Source organism: Enterococcus sp. MMGLQ5-1 (assembly GCF_013155265.1).
Taxonomy (GTDB): domain Bacteria; phylum Bacillota; class Bacilli; order Lactobacillales; family Streptococcaceae; genus MMGLQ5-1.
The window spans coordinates 604,182-620,388 of record NZ_JABJXU010000001.1; the positions used below are offsets into that span (position 1 = coordinate 604,182).

General features: G+C 36.3%; 15 protein-coding genes. All 15 read left to right on the forward strand.

Annotated features, from left to right (window positions below):
- The first annotated feature begins 9 nt into the window (after positions 1 to 9).
- Entirely contained in the window at positions 10 to 1,887 is a 1,878-nt protein-coding gene (locus HOY35_RS02640; RefSeq protein ID WP_172210460.1) for an ABC transporter ATP-binding protein, read from the forward strand.
- 500 nt (positions 1,888 to 2,387) lie between these two features.
- Complete coding sequence (locus tag HOY35_RS13580) at positions 2,388 to 2,516, forward strand: hypothetical protein (protein ID WP_283770033.1); 129 nt, start codon at positions 2,388 to 2,390, stop codon at positions 2,514 to 2,516.
- 67 nt (positions 2,517 to 2,583) lie between these two features.
- Entirely contained in the window at positions 2,584 to 3,216 is a 633-nt protein-coding gene (locus HOY35_RS02645) for a uracil-DNA glycosylase (RefSeq protein WP_172210461.1), read from the forward strand.
- A gap of 84 nt (positions 3,217 to 3,300) precedes the next feature.
- Positions 3,301 to 4,281 (forward strand): phosphate acetyltransferase, encoded by a 981-nt coding sequence (gene pta, locus HOY35_RS02650; RefSeq protein ID WP_172210462.1) that lies wholly within the window; start codon positions 3,301 to 3,303, stop codon positions 4,279 to 4,281.
- A gap of 460 nt (positions 4,282 to 4,741) precedes the next feature.
- Positions 4,742 to 5,212, forward strand: coding sequence for a hypothetical protein (locus HOY35_RS02655; RefSeq protein WP_172210463.1), 471 nt, complete (start codon positions 4,742 to 4,744; stop codon positions 5,210 to 5,212).
- A 47-nt stretch (positions 5,213 to 5,259) separates the two neighbouring features.
- Entirely contained in the window at positions 5,260 to 7,896 is a 2,637-nt protein-coding gene (locus HOY35_RS02660; protein WP_172210464.1) for a valine--tRNA ligase, read from the forward strand.
- A gap of 110 nt (positions 7,897 to 8,006) precedes the next feature.
- Positions 8,007 to 8,552, forward strand: a complete 546-nt coding sequence (gene rsmD, locus HOY35_RS02665) for a 16S rRNA (guanine(966)-N(2))-methyltransferase RsmD (RefSeq protein ID WP_172210465.1) — start codon at positions 8,007 to 8,009, stop codon at positions 8,550 to 8,552.
- A gap of 83 nt (positions 8,553 to 8,635) precedes the next feature.
- A complete protein-coding gene (coaD, locus tag HOY35_RS02670; RefSeq protein WP_216656310.1) occupies positions 8,636 to 9,124 on the forward strand; it encodes a pantetheine-phosphate adenylyltransferase in 489 nt (162 codons plus the stop codon).
- On the forward strand, positions 9,111 to 10,145 hold the full coding sequence (locus HOY35_RS02675; RefSeq protein WP_249641450.1) for a SepM family pheromone-processing serine protease: 1,035 nt from the start codon (positions 9,111 to 9,113) through the stop codon (positions 10,143 to 10,145). Before coaD ends, HOY35_RS02675 begins: the two co-directional genes overlap by 14 nt.
- A 594-nt stretch (positions 10,146 to 10,739) precedes the next feature.
- The gene (locus tag HOY35_RS02680) at positions 10,740 to 11,507 is read left to right on the forward strand and encodes an amino acid ABC transporter permease (protein WP_172210466.1); all 768 of its coding nucleotides are present in this window, start codon (positions 10,740 to 10,742) and stop codon (positions 11,505 to 11,507) included.
- Between the two features lie 63 nt (positions 11,508 to 11,570).
- A complete protein-coding gene (locus HOY35_RS02685) occupies positions 11,571 to 12,389 on the forward strand; it encodes a transporter substrate-binding domain-containing protein (protein ID WP_172210467.1) in 819 nt (272 codons plus the stop codon).
- A gap of 37 nt (positions 12,390 to 12,426) precedes the next feature.
- A complete protein-coding gene (locus HOY35_RS02690; protein ID WP_172210468.1) occupies positions 12,427 to 13,137 on the forward strand; it encodes an ABC transporter permease subunit in 711 nt (236 codons plus the stop codon).
- The gene (locus tag HOY35_RS02695) at positions 13,134 to 13,874 is read left to right on the forward strand and encodes an amino acid ABC transporter ATP-binding protein (protein ID WP_172210469.1); all 741 of its coding nucleotides are present in this window, start codon (positions 13,134 to 13,136) and stop codon (positions 13,872 to 13,874) included. Before HOY35_RS02690 ends, HOY35_RS02695 begins: the two co-directional genes overlap by 4 nt.
- A 17-nt stretch (positions 13,875 to 13,891) precedes the next feature.
- Positions 13,892 to 15,121, forward strand: coding sequence for a PLP-dependent aminotransferase family protein (locus HOY35_RS02700; protein WP_172210470.1), 1,230 nt, complete (start codon positions 13,892 to 13,894; stop codon positions 15,119 to 15,121).
- A 55-nt stretch (positions 15,122 to 15,176) separates the two neighbouring features.
- Positions 15,177 to 16,163, forward strand: a complete 987-nt coding sequence (locus tag HOY35_RS02705; RefSeq protein WP_172210471.1) for an NAD(P)-dependent oxidoreductase — start codon at positions 15,177 to 15,179, stop codon at positions 16,161 to 16,163.
- Positions 16,164 to 16,207 lie beyond the last annotated feature (44 nt).

The following is a 16,207-nucleotide window of genomic DNA, read 5'->3' on the forward strand; positions in this document are numbered from 1 at the left end:
GAGGACAAAATGGCAGAAAAGAATCAAGGAAAACAAAATGTGCCTAGTCCAAAAGGCTTTGGACCAAGAGGTGGTGGCCCTGTGGGTGCGCCAGTTGAAAAAGCGAAAGATTTTAAAGGCACGTTAAAACAGTTTTTTAATTATCTTGGTGGTTACAAAATTGCCTTAGCTATAGTATTAATTGCGGCTGTAGCCTCAACTATTTTTACCATTTGGGGTCCTAAGATTTTATCAAAGGCGATTACCGAATTATTTAATGGCTTAGTAGAAAAATATCAAGGAACTGGTTCAATCAACTTTGATAAAATTGGTAGCATTTTACTATTTATGTTGGGAATTTATGCGATTAGTTCAATCTTTTCATTTATTCAAGGTTGGATTATGTCAACAATTACTCAAAAAATTTCGTATAGAATGCGCCGAGATATTAGTGAAAAAATTGATCGAATGCCAATGAGCTATTTTGAGTCACGTCCGATTGGGGATGTGCTTTCAAGAATTACCAACGATGTTGATACATTAGGTCAAAGCTTAAATCAATCTGTTACACAGCTGATTACCTCAATTTGTACAATTGTTGGTGTTTTGATTATGATGTTGACGATCAGTCCATTGATGACATTAATTGCGATGGCAATTTTACCAATTTCAGCTGGCTTAATTGCGATAGTGGTCAAGCTCTCACAAAAATATTTCAGAACACAACAGGAATATCTCGGTGTTATTAATGGTCAAGTTGAAGAAACAATTTCAGGACATAATATTGTTCGTCTCTTTAATGATGAAGCTAATTCATCAAAGGTATTTAGAGAAAAAAATGAAATTTTATTTGATTCAGCTTGGAAATCACAATTTCTTTCTGGTTTAATGCAGCCATTGATGAATTTTGTGGGGAATTTGGGTTATGTTGGTGTGGCGATTAGCGGTGGTATATTGGCATTTAACGGTACCATTACAGTAGGTGATATTCAGGCCTTTATTCAATATGTCCGTTCGTTTACTCAGCCAATTTCACAATTGGCACAGGTATCAAATTTATTACAATCAATGGTCGCAGCAGCAGAGCGTGTCTTTGAGTTTTTAAATGAAAGCGAAGAAGCACAAAATGTTGAAAATGCAGTAAAGCTAGATCATGTAGAGGGTGTTGTAGACTTTGAACATGTTGCCTTTGGCTATAGTGAGGATAAAATTGTGATTCATGATTTTAATTCTCATGTAGAGGCAGGGCAAACTGTTGCAATTGTTGGTCCAACTGGAGCTGGAAAGACAACGATGGTCAAATTATTAATGCGTTTTTATGATGTTAATAATGGTGCAATCAAGGTTGACGGTCATGATATTAGAGAATTTAACCGTGCAGATTTACGTCAAAATATTGGTATGGTTTTACAGGATACCTGGTTATTTAAAGGTACCATTATGGAGAATATCCGATATGGCCGTTTAGAAGCAACTGACGAAGAGGTTTATGCAGCAGCTAAAGCAGCGCATGTTCACCACTTCATTCAAACCTTACCGGGTGGTTACCAAATGGCCTTGAATGAGGATTCAAGTAATATTTCGCAAGGACAAAAACAGCTTCTTACAATTGCTCGTGCTATTTTAGCGGATAAACCAATTCTGATTTTAGATGAAGCAACCTCAAGTGTTGATACAAGAACAGAAGGCTTGATTCAAGAAGCGATGAATAATTTGATGAAGGGTCGAACGAGCTTTGTGATTGCACACCGTCTATCAACGATTAAAGATGCGGATAAAATATTGGTGATGAACCATGGTGATATTATCGAGCAGGGTACTCATCAAGAATTACTTAAAAAAGCTGGCTTTTATGCTAATCTTTACAATAGCCAGTTTGAAGAAGTGGGCGACGATTCAGTTGCTTAGTCATGAATTTTCTAAGTAGCTAATCTAAAGAACTTTAACAATATTGATAAATGGGCATCAGCTCAAAGCAACAGTGTCACAGCTTGCTTTGGTTGATGTCATTTTTGTATTGTTATTATGAAATACAAGTATTAGATATCGGATCAATGTCAAATCGGACTGATTTTACTAAAATGATCAATGAGGCCGTTAAACAGTTATCTTCGGACGACTGTTTTTTGATGTTGCTCAAACGACATGGAATCCTTCTAAATTAAGCTTCATGGTGTGCATATTGCCTTATCTTTCTTGGAAATAAATCCAAATTCACGCCTTTAGAAAGTTCTCTCTTTTTATTATTTCAAGATAAATAAAAATTGAACTAAAATATTTATCAATTCAATTTATGATAGAGTCTAAATATCAAAGCTGCTATTTGTTAAACAATCCTTTAAAAAGTATTTAGCTGATTTTAAGAATGAATGGGCAAAATGTTGATAAATAATAAATGAGGTGATTGAATGTTAAAAAGAATAGCGAAGTATTTTTACCAATGGAAAACTAAAATCAGAGCTTTAATTAAAGATGTTGCTTGGGAATTAGTCGTGCTTTCAATTGCCCACACAATCGTTGTTTATTTAAGTCATTAGCTCGTTTTGCTTGACTTTATTTCTCGTGATAAAATATTCAATAATGGTTGAATTTAAGGAGAATATAATGAACAATTGGCAAAGCTTTTTTGAAATGGAAGCTAAGAAATCTTATTATCAAGCTTTAATGAAGCATGTAAAGCATGCATATCAAGTAAAAACTGTTTATCCCGCTTGTCAGGCTATATTTAGAGCATTTGAACTGACGCCCTTTGAAGAAGTCAAGGTTGTGATTTTTGGGCAAGATCCCTATCACAATGGTCAAGCTACAGGGCTAGCATTTTCAGTTAACGAATCAGAAAAATTACCAGCAAGCCTAAGGAATATTTTTCAGGAGCTTGAAGCTGACACGCAGCTTAAAAGAACAAATGGTGATTTGAGCGACTGGGCAGCGCAGGGTGTGCTCCTATTAAATACGGTTTTAACAGTAGAAGCACACCAAGCGAATAGTCATCAAGCTATTGGTTGGGACACCTTTATTCAAAATGTGATTCACTACTTAAATCAAAAGGATGACTTAATCTATGTTTTGTGGGGGAAACAGGCACAAAAGCTTAAACCGCTGATTAGCAATGGTCGTTTTATTGAATCAGCTCATCCTAGTCCATTATCAGCATATCGAGGTTTTTTAGGTAGTAAGCCCTTTTCTAAAATTAATCAGTTATTAGCTGAAAAAAATGAGCAAATCATAAATTGGTAAGCGTTTACTATTGTATGTTATCAGACTTTGGATTAAAATATAGATTGTGAACAAATTTTATGCTAATTCAATGAGGAGGATATTTTGGAATTATTTGATAGTTTGAGATTTAAGATTGTAAGACGAGGCATTCGGATTGTTTTCCCAGAAGCAACTGATCCGCGAGTATTGGGAGCTGCGGCAAGGCTTCGCGCAGAGGATTTGGTTATTCCTGTATTGATAGGTGATCATGATGAGGTCGTTGATTCGATTCGCAAACGTGGCTTACAATCATCAGCATTTGAAATTATCGATCCAAATAACTATGATGGTCTCGCTGAAATGATTGACAGCTTAGTCGAGCGTCGTAAAGGTAAGCTCAGTCGAGAGCAGGCTGCAGAGCTAGTAAAGGATGGCAATTATTTTGGTACAATGCTTGTTTATATGGATAAGGCAGATGGCTTAGTGAGCGGTGCGATTCATTCGACAGCAGAGACAGTGAGGCCAGCGCTCCAAATTATCAAAACTAAGCCGGGCATTTCAAGAACCTCAGGTGCCTTTTTAATGATACGTGGTCGTGACGAGGAGAAGTATCTATTTAGTGATTGTGCAATAAATGTTAAACCAGGTGCACAAGAGCTCGCTGAAATTGCGATTGCATCTGCGGAAACTGCACGCATTTTTGATATTGATCCAAAAGTGGCGATGCTAAGCTTTTCAACTAAAGGCTCAGGGACATCTGAGGATGTTGATAAAGTGGTTGAAGCAACAGAAATTGCCAAAAACTTGGCACCTGATTTAGCCTTAGATGGCGAGCTGCAATTTGATGCGGCATATGCCCAATCTGTTGCTGCAATTAAAGCACCTGAATCAGACGTGGCTGGTGCGGCGAATGTCTTTATTTTCCCTGATTTGCAAGCGGGGAATATTGGCTATAAAATTGCCCAACGCCTAGGTAATTTTGAAGCGATTGGTCCAATTTTACAAGGCTTAAATAAACCAGTTTCTGATTTATCACGTGGTGCAAGTGAAGAGGATGTTTATAAGCTTTCAATTATTACAGCAGCACAGACCTTGAATTGCTAATTATCATTAGTTTTGATAGATAATTAACATTGACAAATGATTGATTAATGATAAACTTAATTTCATTAAGAGGAGTATGCCACAAGGTTTTTAAGAGAGAAAACATTTGCTGAAAGTTTTCATTCCAACTGGCTGAAGGTAGCTTAGTGTTAGTTTAATAGGATTAATGAGATAGATATTATTATCTATAAATTTAGGTGGTACCGTGGAGAAATTCGCCCTAATCAACATTGGTTGATTAGGGCTTTTTGCCATGACGGCTTACTCTCCGAAAATTTCAGAATGAAATTTGAGGCAGTTAGTCGACAAGGTATGTCTTTGAACTAAGTTTTTACAAGTAACTTAAGGGCGCTTTAAAAACTTGGTTCAAAGGCTCAAATAACACTTATCTTACGAAAATTGAACTTTTGATAGGGCATGAATGTTTAAATGACGGAAATCAGTTTAAGGATGTGATGTTATGGATAAAGAAGAACTTTTAAAGATTATTGAAGAAATTGAAGCAATTGCCGATGATCAAATTTTAGTGAAATTAGAACGTCTGAAGACCTTGATTAATAAGGTACCTAAAGGTAAAGCAGTCCATCGTTTTAATAAGCGGTTTTCAGAAATGCCGTTATATATCGATTATCAAGGTGTTAAGGCAACTGTCTTCTGGGAAAAAAATCATCAAATACGCATTTTAAAAGGTGCAAATTTAAAAAAAGACTTTATATTGACTGCTAAAGGTGAAAAATCATTTTCTGATAAATTTGGCGAAACCCTGCGGATTGAGAATCAACAAGCGATTCAAGATTATATCTTGATTGAAGACGTCATCTTAAAGTCAGTCAATGAAGTTGGCTTATTCTTATATTTTGGTGGCGTTAATTCTTGGGAAGTATTGATGAATGAGCAGGGTGAGACATTAGATGAGTTGAGCAAGAAATAGATAGCAATTAACAATTAACAATTAATAATTAAGCATAAGGAGCTATAATGACAGAAAATTTATCAACCAAATACCAACCGAATGAGGTTGAAGCTGGCAAGTACCAATGGTGGTTAGAGCAGAACTTTTTTAAGCCAAGCGGTGATAAAAAAGCGAAGCCTTATTCAATCGTGATTCCACCACCGAATGTCACAGGGAAACTGCATTTAGGGCATGCTTGGGATACGACCTTACAGGATATTTTGATTCGTCAAAAGCGGATGCAAGGCTATGATACACTTTGGCTACCGGGGATGGATCATGCAGGTATTGCAACGCAGGCAAAGGTTGAGGCACGTTTAGCGGAAGCGGGTATTTCTCGTTATGATTTAGGTCGAGAAAAGTTCTTAGAAAAGGCGTGGGAATGGAAGGATGAATATGCCGGGACAATTAAGTCGCAGTGGGGCAAATTAGGGTTATCACTCGATTATTCTCGTGAACGTTTTACCTTGGATGAGGGCTTATCAGAAGCCGTTAAAACGGTCTTTGTCACACTCTATGAAAAAGGTTGGATTTATCGTGGTGAAAAGCTGATTAACTGGGATCCCAAGGCAAGAACAGCACTATCTGATATTGAGGTGATTCATAAGGATATTAATGGTGCTTTTTACCATATTAATTATGAGCTAACGGACGGTTCTGGCTATGTTGAGATTGCGACCACTCGTCCAGAAACCTATCTTGGGGATACGGCAGTCATTGTCAATCCAGAGGATGAACGCTATCAGCATTTAATCGGTAAATCGGTTAAGCTGCCGATTATTGACCGTGAAATTCCAATCCTAGCTGACGAACACGCCGATATGGAAAAAGGGACAGGGGTCGTTAAAATCACCCCAGCACATGATCCAAATGACTTTGAAGTTGCCCTGCGTCATGATTTACCAATGATTAACATGATGAACGATGATGGCACGATTAATCATGAGGGTGGCAAATACGAGGGATTGGACCGTTTTGAAGCACGTAAGCAAATTGTGGCAGACTTAAAAGCGCTTGGCTTATTGGTGGCGATTAAAGAAACGGTTCACCAGGTCGGACATTCAGAGCGTAGTGGGGCGATTGTTGAGCCTCGTCTTTCAACGCAATGGTTTGTTAAAATGGATGAATTGGCGAAACAAGCGATTGAAAATCAGTCTACAGAACAGGCGGTTGAATTTTTCCCACCACGCTTTAATCAAACCTTTACGCGTTGGATGGAAAATGTCCATGACTGGGTGATTTCTCGTCAATTATGGTGGGGACATCAAATTCCAGCTTGGTATCATAAAACGACTGGCGAAACGTATGTTGGCATGGAAGCACCAGCTGATATTGAAAATTGGGCGCAAGACCCAGATGTTTTGGATACTTGGTTTTCATCAGCACTCTGGCCTTTTTCAACGATGGGCTGGCCGAATACGAATGCAGAGGATTTCAAACGTTATTTTCCGACTTCAACTCTAGTCACTGGCTATGATATCATCTTTTTCTGGGTGAGTCGGATGATTTTCCAAAGCCTTGAGTTTACAGGGGAACGACCTTTTAAAAATGTGCTGATTCACGGTTTAATTCGTGATGAGGAAGGTCGTAAGATGAGTAAATCGCTCGGTAATGGGATTGACCCAATGGATGTGATTGAAAAATACGGTGCAGATTCGTTGCGCTGGTTCTTGATTAATGGCTCAGCTCCCGGGCAAGACATTCGCTTTAGCTATGAAAAGATGGATGCCTCATGGAACTTTATTAATAAAATCTGGAATGTATCACGTTATATTATGATGAATGTTGAGGACTTATCTTACGAAGATTTAGATATTTCTCAAAATCGTAATGCAACAGACGATTGGATTTTAACGCGTTTGAATGAAACGATTGAATCGGTTACGCACCTTTTTGATAAATTTGAATTTAGTGAAGCGGGTCGTGTCCTTTATAATTTCATTTGGGATGAATTTGCCGATTGGTATATTGAATTAACCAAAGAAGTCTTATATGGCGAAGATGAAGCAGCAAAATTAACCACTAAATCGGTTTTGGTTTACGTACTAGATAACGTCTTGCGCTTGTTGCATCCAATCATGCCGTTTGTAACCGAAGAGATTTGGCAAAAAATACCACATTCAGGTGAAAGTATTGTCATTGCTGAGTATCCAACGGTTAATGCGCAACTTAATCATCCAGAAGCGACCGTTGGTGTTGAAGCACTTAAAGAGCTGATACGAGCAGTTCGTAATATCCGTAGTGAAGTGAATACGCCACTTTCTAAGAAAATAAAATTATTAATACAAACAAAAGATAATCAATTAAAAGATTTCTTGATTAATAATAAAAATTATATTGCTCGCTTTACCAATCCAGAAGTATTGGAGATTAGTGATACAATCGAAGTACCTAAATTAGCGATGAGTGCAGTTTTGACAGGTGCTGAAATCTTCTTACCACTTGCTGATTTAATTAATGTTGAGGAAGAAATTGCGCGCTTGACTAAGGAGCTTGATAAATGGACAAAAGAGGTTGAACGGGTTAATCAAAAGCTTTCTAATGAAAAATTTGTCAATTCAGCACCTGAAATGGTGGTCCAAGGTGAGCGAGAAAAACAAGCTGATTATTTAGAAAAACAAGCAGCCGTTCAAATACGGATTGAGGAGCTGAAAGCACTTTAATCAATCTAGTTTGTTTATTATTCACAAATAATATCTAGCTTTGAGGAATAGACAGATTTGTCTGGGCTCATCTGTCTATTCCTCGTCGCTTTTATAAGGAGAGATGAATTTTGCGTATTATTTCAGGTGAATATGGCGGTCGAAGATTAAAAGCATTAGATGGCGATAATACTCGACCAACAACTGATAAGGTCAAAGAGAGTATGTTTAACATGATTGGTCCTTATTTTGATGGTGGTATTTGCTTAGATTTATTTGCCGGCAGTGGTGGTTTAGCGATTGAGGCAGTTTCTAGAGGTATGGATCAGGCAATTCTAATTGAAAAGCATCCTAAAGCGATTCAAGTCATTCAGCAAAATGTTGAAGTTACTAAAGCACCTGAAAAGTTTCAGATCATTCGCACGACGGCAAATCAATATATTGATTGTTTTGCTGAAAATTTTCAATTTGATTTAGTGTTTTTTGATCCACCCTATAAGCTACAGGAGATTGAAAAGCAAATTGCTAAATTAGCAAGTAAGTCAATGCTTTCGTCGAATTGTGAGATTATCTGTGAAACTGATGCTAAAATTGTTTTGGGTGATATTTCAGGGTTTACAATTAGAAAACGTCAGGTTTATGGCACGATTGCGGTTGTGATTTATACTAAACAGTAGCTTTCATTTTGAATCAATATAAAAGTGAAAAATGACCTTCAATAAATTGACTACCAATCAGTTGGCTAGTAAAAGGAGACATTATGAAAAAAGCACTCTATGCAGGCAGCTTTGATATTTTAACAAACGGGCATTTAGATATGATTCACCGTGGTGTTGCACTTTTCGATCAATTATATATCGGTATCTTTTATAATATTACAAAAACGGGTTTTTTTGAGATTGAAGAGCGCTATCAGATTCTCGAAAATCTAACCCAAGAGCTGCCTAATCTTAAAATTATCCAGAGCAGTGGTGAGTTGACGGTCGATGTCGCAAAAAGACTAGATACTCAGTATTTACTCAGAGGTATTCGTAATATGTCAGATTATCAATATGAAACAGAAATGGCACGATTTAATCATGAAATTAATCCTAAGATTGAAACGGTTTTTTTACAAAGTCGTCCAGAATTTGAGCATATTAGCTCTTCCAGAATGAAGGAATTAATTCACTTTGGTGGTGATATTAGTAATTATGTGCCACCACTCGTTGTACAAAAATTGGAGGAAAAAAGGATTGAAAAAGCATAGAGGTAAAATTATATATGGTTTCTTGACGATCGTTGTTATTTTAGGCTTTTTTCTACCGCTCCCTTATTACATTGAGGGACCGGGGACAACAGAGGATTTAAAGAATTTTGTAACTGTAGATGGTAAAAAAGACCAAGCTACAGGCTCATTCTCGCTGACCTCAGTTTCTGTCAGTCAAGCGAGGCCGTTTACCCTTTTACTTTCCAAGTTCAATGATTTTGAAGCAGTATTGACTAAAAAAGAGCTAATGGGCGATCAAACTGATTCTGAATATGAAAGTATTCAACGCTTCTATATGGAAACTTCACAGAACATGGCAAAGCTCAATGCGCTTGAGCTTGCTGGTAAAGCTTATGATTTTAAGTATCTTGGCGTTTATGTGATGGCAACAAGTAAAAATTCTACTTTTAAGGATATCCTACAGGTTGGAGATACTGTTAGTAAAATTGATGGTAGAGCCTTTAAAAATACTGAGGATTTGATGGCTTATGCACAGAGTAAAACGATTGGTGATAAAGTAACAATTACTTATCAACAAAATGGTGAAACTAAAGAAGCAGACGGCAAGGTAATAAAGCTTGAAAATGGTAAAGCTGGTATTGGTATTACTTTGATTGACCACACTGAAATTACAAGTGATCCAACGATTACAATTGATGCAGGCTCAATCGGTGGTCCATCCGCTGGTTTAATGTTCACACTAGAGACTTATCAAACTTTAACTGGTAAAGATTTAAGAAATGGCAAAAAAATTGCAGGTACTGGCACAATTGATTCAGAAGGTGTTGTTGGTCGAATTGGCGGTATAGACAAAAAAATTGCGACAGCGGTTAACAATAAGGTCGATATTTTCTTTGCGCCAGACGATGAAATTACAGCTGAAATGAAAGCAGCCGATCCAGATATTAAGACTAACTATCAAGAAGCGCTAGCTGCGAAAAAGAAATTAGGTGCAACTATTAAAATTGTACCTGTTAAAAAGCTAAGCGATGCTGTCGATTATTTGGAAAAGATGAATTAAAGCAGTAATAAGGTAAAAAATGCAAAGGCTATCTAAAAGCAAACTATTTCAGAAATCGAATATTTATCAATGAGTTCTATGTACTTGCAATTGTATATTTAATCAAAGCAACCGTTATTTGTTAAGCAAAAAGTGAATCTATTTTATTAAATAGAAACACTTTTTGCTTTTTTATGTCTAAAAATTTCCTACAAATCTAGGGATAGATAATTAATCAACCACTTGAATTTAAAATAATTTAGCAAAGTACAAAATATAGGCTATGAATTAATAATTACAAATTGGCCATTTTATTTTATCATTTCTTTTTTTAGTTAAAGATATATTTTCAAGTTTATCGAATAAAAAAATTATTTTTATTGTAATCTGAATTTTTTTTATTAAGTAAAATGAATAAAATTTGTATTTTAATTAGTTAAAAGTTTCATTTTCAGAATATTTCTAAGGTTTTCATGAAAATACATTGTAATTATCGTGAAAAACCTCTAATATCTAATTTATCTGAATTATCAGAAAATTCAGATTATTGATAACAATAATTTTTAGAAAGGAAAAAGGATAGGGGATAATTTTAAACTAAAGAAAGGATACTAAATGAATAAGCTATTTAATGTTGAATTAGCAGAAAAATACTTTCCAAAGATTTTAAGTGCCTTACCAGTTACATTGCAAATTGTTTTTGTCGCTACTGTGATCGGTTTGATTATCGGTGCCGTAATTGCGCTAATTAGAATTGAAAAAATTCCAATTTTAAATCAGTTTTCAATTGTTTTTGTTTCGTTTATCAGAGGGACACCAATATTGGTTCAGCTTTTCATCGTCTATTACGGTTTACCAGAATTATTAACTAACTTCGGTCTTGATGTCTCTCAATTGAATAAAATGTACTTTCTTTATGTGACTTACGGCTTAAATACGGCAGCCTTTCAGTCAGAAACAATTCGAGCTGCTATCTTGAGTGTACCTGAAACACAGATAGAGGCCGCCTTGGCTTGTGGATTAACAAAAAGACAAGCTTATTTGAAGGTTATTTTTCCACAGGCTGTAAGGATTGCAATACCAAGTTTTGGAACGGCAACAATTAGTCTATTACAGGAGACCTCGTTAGCATTTACTATTGGCGTATTAGATGTCGTCGGCAGGGCTAAGGCACTTGGCGCAGTATCCTTCCATTTATTTGAGGGCTATGTTGATGCCGCAATTATATTTATCATTTGTAGCTTACTTTTAGAACAATTATTTAAAATAATTGAAAGACGAATGACATTTGACAATAAGATATCACCTCTTGAAAAGAAAAGTGGGTACGGGCGTTTTTCGTTCATAAAGCAATTCTTTATTAAAACCAAAGAAGCTGCTTAAAAAATAATAATGACTTGATATGATTAAATTTTGATAATAATAACAATAAATGGAGGCGGATTTATGAAAAATTCAAAAAAATTAGGGGTATTTATTGCTGGGATTTCATTTTTGGGCTTGTTTGCATTATCAGGCTGCTCTGATAAGGAAGCTGCATCAGAAGATAACGGTGCTGAGAAAATCATTGTATCAACAGGTAATGATGGTACACCGTATGCCTATTTAAATGAGGATGATGAATTTGATGGCTATGATGTTCAGGTTGTTAAAGCAATTGATGAAAAACTGGATGACTATACCTTTGACTTTATTGGTAGTGATTTTCCAACAGCCTTATCAAACTTAGAGAGTGGTAAGTCTACGATGGGAGCTTATGAGTATGAGGAAAACGATGAGCGTAAGGAAAAATTTATCTATGGTGATGTCGGTTATATTATCTGGGATACCTATATTGTTACAGATGGTGATCAAGGTGCTGCAATTCAAAGCTTTGATGATTTAAAGGGAAAAAGTGTTTATGTGACGACGGGGACTAATCAGGCAGCAATGGCAGAAAATTATTTAAAAGATAATCCAGCTGCTTTTGAGCTAGTTTATGGCGAATATACCAATGAGCAAGTCGTTGAAGCAATTTTATCAGGCAAGGTCGATGCAACTTTAGCACCAAAATATCAGGTCGATCTTTATAATAAGAACTTTGGCGTAAACTTTATTGTTGGTGATGAGCCAGTACATCAGTCGGATGCCTATCTATTATTTAATAAAAAAGCAGATCAAGGATTTATTGATCAAGTCAATACCGCATTACAAGAGTTAAAGGATGAAGGTAAGCTTAAGGAACTATCTGAGGAATACTTGGGTGGCGATTATGTAACCAAATGAGCAATTTAGCTAAGATTTGTGATGAATGGAGGCGTCGATGAGTTTTAAATTAGAAGTGATGTTAAATAGTTTAAAGGTAGCAAGTCAGTATATCGGGACAACATTAGCAGTTTCCATTGCTTCACTATTAATCGGTAGTTTACTGGGTTTATTGATTGCTTTAGTTAGATTTTATAAAATTAAGGTTTTTTCGCAAATTTTTTCTGTTCTAATTACTGTGCTTAAGGGTGTGCCAATTGTACTGATTTTGTTAGCAATTTACTTAATTTTAGCTAAAAAAATGGACGGATTTGCTGAATCGCTTGGTTGGTCGTTACGCTTTAAAAATTTAAATTCAATTTATATTGCTATTGCTGCCTTATCGGTTATGGCAACAATTAATTCAAGTGAGATTTTTAGAGGGACCTTGAATTCGATTGGTAAAGGGCAACAGGATGCTGCTAAATCAATTGGTATGAGTAGCTTGCAAATTATTCGTCGAATTTTAATTCCTCAATCGGTACCTGTTGCATTGCCAATGATGAGCAATCTATTAATTGGCTTGATTAAGGCTTCGGCTCTTGTTTCTATGGTTGGGGCGGTGGATGTTTTTGCGGCTGCCAAAATATCGGTTCAACAAAATTATCGATTTTTAGAAGCCTATATAGCAGTTGCCATTATATACTGGGGCATCAACATTATTATTGAGCAATCTTCTAATTTAATTGAGAAAAATCTTAATCGAAGACTTCGGAGGGATGTAGCATGATATCAATAAAAAATGTGCATAAGCGCTTTGGTAAAAATGAAGTGCTAAAGGGTGTTGGACTAGAGATTAATGATGGTGAGGTTATCTGTATTTTGGGTCCAAGCGGCTCGGGAAAAACAACATTTTTGCGCTGTTTAAACTTTTTAGAGCTTGCTGATGAAGGTCAGCTCACCATTGGTAGTCAAACTGTTGATTTTAAGAAGGCGAGTAAAAGGGATATTTTAGCCATCCGACGTAAAACTGCAATGGTTTTTCAAAATTACGCCCTATTTTTAAATAAGACTGCCAAAGAAAATATCATGATTCCTTTAATGCTTGCCCAAGGGCTAGCCAAAAATCAGGCTGAACAGGTAGCAACTGAAATGCTAGAGCGTGTTTCCCTGCTAGAGCGTCAGGATTTTTACCCCTCGCAAATGTCTGGCGGTCAGCAGCAGCGTGTAGGAATTGCAAGAGCTTTGGCCATCAATCCCGAAGCTATTCTATTTGATGAGCCTACCTCTGCACTAGATCCAGAGCTTGTTGGGCAAACCTTAGAGGTTATGAAAAAAATTGCAGAGAGTGGTTCAACAATGGTGGTAGTCACACACGAAATGAAATTTGCTTACGAGGTTTCAGATAAGGTAGTTTTCATGGAGGGTGGCGTAGTAGTTGAAGCAGGGACTCCTGACCAGATTTTCAATCAGCCTCAAAATGAGCGAACGAAACAGTTTTTATCACGATATACAGCTAATGCTTAAAGAAAGTAGGATTATGAATGAATTATAAATTTGCAAATAGACTCTCATTTCTTCAGCCAAATCCGTTGAGAGAGAATGCTCGAAAAAATATGGTGCATCCTGAAGTAATCTCCTTTGCTTTTGGTTTTCCACCAGAGGCAGCCTTTCCAATTGACAAAATGGCAAAAATATCAAAGGAATTGTATGAGCTTGACGATCATGAAATATTTTTGCAGTATGGGGATACAAAAGGTCATCCGATGCTTTTGGAGCCGCTTGCGAACCGTTTGAAAACTGTTTATGATGTCTATGATGATGAGACTGATGATTTAATGATCGTCTCAGGCTCTACGCAGGGGATGGATTTAACAGTAAAAGCTTTTTGTAATGAGGGAGATATTGTTCTAATGGAGGCCCAGACATTTTCAGGGGCGGTCAATGCAGTTTTGAGTTATGGTGCTATCGCCAAACCAATCGAAATGAAGGGTGAAACGATTGATTTAGAGCAGGTTGAAATGGCCTTGGCAAATGATTCAGAAGGTAAAATTAAATTGATTTATTTAATTCCAACTTTTCAAAATCCACTAGGAACCTCAATGCCGCTAGAGGCTCGATATGCACTCTATGAAATTGCTAAAAAATATGGCGTTGTCATTTATGAGGATGATCCATATGGTGATTTACTTTATGAAGGTGAACCGATTCCAAGGATTAAATCCTTTGATACAGAGGGTTTGGTAATTTATTCAGGCTCATTTTCAAAAATTTTAGCACCAAGCACCAGGCTAGGTTTTATTACTGCGCCTAAGCCAATCATTGACAAATTGATTTTAGGTAAGCAAAGTGTTGATTCACATACAAATCAGTACTGGCAATTAGTTGCTGCTAAGCTAATGACTGATTATGACTTTGAAGCGCATATTGAATCGTTAAGAGATTTATATCGAGAAAAATTTAATTTAATGCTTGAAGGGCTAGAGAAAATAGATTCTTCTTTATTAACATATATTCGGCCGACAGGTGGCTATTTTTTATGTGCCAAGCTGGGAGAAGGGGTTTGCCCTGTTAAGTTTAATGATTATTTAATCGAGCATCATGTGGCTATTATTCCAGGTAATGTCATGAGTGTTGAAAAAACAGGCTTTGAACAATTTTTTAGGTTAAACTTTACGAAACCAACGCTTGAGGAGATTGAAAAGGGAATGGCTATTATTAATGAGGCACTTAGGTTTGCAGCTGAATCATCGAAGACGACTAAAGCGAGCTAGGCTGATATTTTAAGAACTCACAAAATGAATTAACCTTTAGGAAGAGTGATATTGATTGAAATTATTATTTATTGGCGTAAACGAGCTTGAACAAGGCTATATAAAAAGATGGTCAATTGAAAATCAGATTGATGTTGATGTGATTCAAGAAAACATTAATGAAGATAACATCAATCGAATTAAAGGTTACTCGGCTATTTGCCTGTATCCTTCAAAGGAAATGCGTGACAATGAAAATATTTATCGAAAATTACATGAAAATGGCGTGAAAATGCTATCAATCAAATCGACAGGTGTAGATGGTGTAAATTTTGATTATGCTAGAAAATATGATTTAAGCGTCACAAATGTACCTGCTTATAGTCCAACCTCAGTAGGACATTATACAATTATGCTGATTTTAATGTTGCTGAGAAATCTCCCGTCCTATTTGGCCTTAGAAGCTGTTGGCGGAAAAGAACGAAAAAGCTTAATCGGAAGAGAATTAGCAGATGTGACGGTCGGTATTCTAGGGACAGGTCGCATTGGTGCCTTAGTTGCAGAAAATTTGTTGGCAATGGGCGCCACGGTGATTGCAACAAGTAATAGTCAAAATAGTAGGCTCTTGGGAAAAGTAAAATATGTTTCTTTTAATGAGCTAATCAAAAAATCGGATGTCTTATCTATTCATATTCCAGCGAAAGAAAATACTTATCACCTATTTTCTGAAGCGGTTATCAAGCAAATGAAACAGGAGGCTATTATTATCAATTGTGCTAGAGGGCAGATTATTGATACAGAAGCGCTCATTCAATCTATGTCAGCTGGAAAATTTGCTGGACTTGGACTTGATACATTGGAAAATGAAGAGCAGTATTTTGAGATTGGTTGGGAAAAGAATCCTTATTATCAAAGACTTTCAAAATTTGCTAATGTTGTGATGACACCTCATATTGCCTTTTTCACCGATATTGCAGTAAAGGAAATTACAGAAACTGCTTTAAGTAACGCACTGGATTTTATTTTATCAGGCGCTTCCTCAAATTTGGTGACAGCATCATAAATGCCTAGAATTAATTGAGACGAATTTTAGCTATGATTTACGAT

Coding starts and splice junctions, on each gene's coding strand:
- HOY35_RS02640 (WP_172210460.1), top strand. CDS start 10: ATGGCAGAAAAGAATCAAGGAAAACAAAATGTGCCTAGTCCAAAAGGC.
- HOY35_RS02660 (WP_172210464.1), top strand. CDS start 5,260: ATGACAGAAAATTTATCAACCAAATACCAACCGAATGAGGTTGAAGCT.
- HOY35_RS13580 (WP_283770033.1), top strand. CDS start 2,388: ATGTTAAAAAGAATAGCGAAGTATTTTTACCAATGGAAAACTAAAATC.
- HOY35_RS02645 (WP_172210461.1), top strand. CDS start 2,584: ATGAACAATTGGCAAAGCTTTTTTGAAATGGAAGCTAAGAAATCTTAT.
- HOY35_RS02690 (WP_172210468.1), top strand. CDS start 12,427: ATGAGTTTTAAATTAGAAGTGATGTTAAATAGTTTAAAGGTAGCAAGT.
- HOY35_RS02685 (WP_172210467.1), top strand. CDS start 11,571: ATGAAAAATTCAAAAAAATTAGGGGTATTTATTGCTGGGATTTCATTT.
- HOY35_RS02680 (WP_172210466.1), top strand. CDS start 10,740: ATGAATAAGCTATTTAATGTTGAATTAGCAGAAAAATACTTTCCAAAG.
- HOY35_RS02700 (WP_172210470.1), top strand. CDS start 13,892: ATGAATTATAAATTTGCAAATAGACTCTCATTTCTTCAGCCAAATCCG.
- HOY35_RS02695 (WP_172210469.1), top strand. CDS start 13,134: ATGATATCAATAAAAAATGTGCATAAGCGCTTTGGTAAAAATGAAGTG.
- coaD (WP_216656310.1), top strand. CDS start 8,636: ATGAAAAAAGCACTCTATGCAGGCAGCTTTGATATTTTAACAAACGGG.
- HOY35_RS02655 (WP_172210463.1), top strand. CDS start 4,742: ATGGATAAAGAAGAACTTTTAAAGATTATTGAAGAAATTGAAGCAATT.